Origin of the sequence: Bacteroides caecigallinarum, assembly GCF_016901995.1 — a bacterium.
Lineage (GTDB): Bacteria > Bacteroidota > Bacteroidia > Bacteroidales > Bacteroidaceae > Phocaeicola > Phocaeicola cellulolyticus.
The window spans coordinates 1-292 of the sequence record NZ_JACJLE010000192.1 but is presented as its reverse complement, the minus strand read 5'-3'; the positions used below and the strand labels follow the sequence as shown (position 1 = coordinate 292).

The window sequence follows — 292 nt, the reverse complement described above, 5'->3', positions numbered from 1 at the left end:
CGGATAAAATACTTCTTCCTTATCCATTTCCTTGACTTGTTGGTATGTCTGCGATATGACCATCTTTTAAGTTGATTTATTAAGATATGGTCACATCGGCAGAACACCTCCTTTGATACCACATGGCTGTAGTAGTTACCCCATCCCCTTATTATAGGATTAAGTTTCTCTATCAGCTCCTGCTGGGATAGTGACTTACCTTTGGTCAGCACAACCTCATGCAGTTTGTCCGTGAAACGTTTCTGACTTTTCTTTGAGGGCTTTATTAACAATGTTCCGTTGTACTTCCGTA

Annotated in this window: 1 protein-coding gene; it reads right to left on the bottom strand. The window is 40.4% G+C overall.

Features of this window, described 5'->3' with window-relative positions:
* Window positions 1-292, bottom strand: a 292-nt coding sequence (locus H6A61_RS15590; RefSeq protein ID WP_275951563.1) for a group II intron maturase-specific domain-containing protein, incomplete at both ends; no start/stop codon positions are given.